We start from the raw sequence: 1,242 nt of genomic DNA on the forward strand, positions 1-1,242 counted from the left end.
TGATTCTTACATGTGGTAGAGAGGGATGTGGAGATGTTCAGGAAATTCCGGCAGAAAAAGTAGAAATTGAAAGCCAGACACCGCTGACCTGTACGCAGGATGGAGTAACAGTATATAAGGCAACAGCAACCTTCAATGGAGAAACTTATACTAATAATGAAAAAGTTGACACAGTGAAGGCCCAGGGTCATTCCTATGTAGAGGATGGCAATGATGCAGAACACGAGGCATGGACATGGTCAGAAGGCCATAAGCAAGCATCATTAGTACTGACCTGTACAAAATGTGGCGAAGCAACCGAAGTGATTGAAGCGAAAGTTGAAGAAACCCCGGTAAGCGCAAGCTGTACAGAAGCAGGAGCAACAATTTACACTGCAACGGCAGAATATAAAGACCAAACATATACTGACGAACAGAGAATTGAGGGAGAAGCGTTAGGACATCAGTATACAGAAAAGTGGGAATGGAAAGATGCAACAGAGGAAAATGCAGAAGTACCATATACCGCTACCTTGATTCTTACATGTGGTAGAGAGGGATGTGGAGATGTTCAGGAAATTCCGGCAGAAAAAGTAGAAATTGAAAGCCAGACACCGCTGACCTGTACGCAGGATGGAGTAACAGTATATAAGGCAACAGCAACCTTCAATGGAGAAACTTATACTAATAATGAAAAAGTTGACACAGTGAAGGCCCAGGGTCATTCCTATGTAGAGGATGGCAATGATGCAGAACACGAGGCATGGACATGGTCAGAAGGCCATAAGCAAGCATCATTAGTACTGACCTGTACAAAATGTGGCGAAGCAACCGAAGTGATTGAAGCGAAAGTTGAAGAAACCCCGGTAAGCGCAAGCTGTACAGAAGCAGGAGCAACAATTTACACTGCAACGGCAGAATATAAAGACCAAACATATACTGACGAACAGAGAATTGAGGGAGAAGCGTTAGGACATCAGTATACAGAAAAGTGGGAATGGAAAGATGCAACAGAGGAAAATGCAGAAGTACCATATACCGCTATCCTGATTCTTACATGTGGTAGAGAGGGATGTGGAGATGTTCAGGAAATTCCGGCAGAAAAAGTAGAAATTGAAAGCCAGACACCGCTGACCTGTACGCAGGATGGAGTAACAGTATATAAGGCAACAGCAACCTTCAATGGAGAAACTTATACTAATAATGAAAAAGTTGACACAGTGAAGGCCCAGGGTCATTCCTATGTAGAGGATGGCAATGATG

1 protein-coding gene is annotated in these 1,242 nt (G+C 43.5%); it reads left to right on the plus strand.

Translation table 11 applies throughout. The annotated features are described in order from the left end of the window. A partial coding sequence (locus ACTNBF_RS16440; RefSeq protein WP_441089701.1) for a hypothetical protein occupies positions 1-1,242 on the plus strand: 1,242 nt, incomplete at both ends.

The sequence above is a fragment of the Bariatricus sp. HCP28S3_A4 genome, from assembly GCF_052066395.1.
Taxonomy (GTDB): Bacteria; Bacillota; Clostridia; order Lachnospirales; family Lachnospiraceae; genus Allocoprococcus.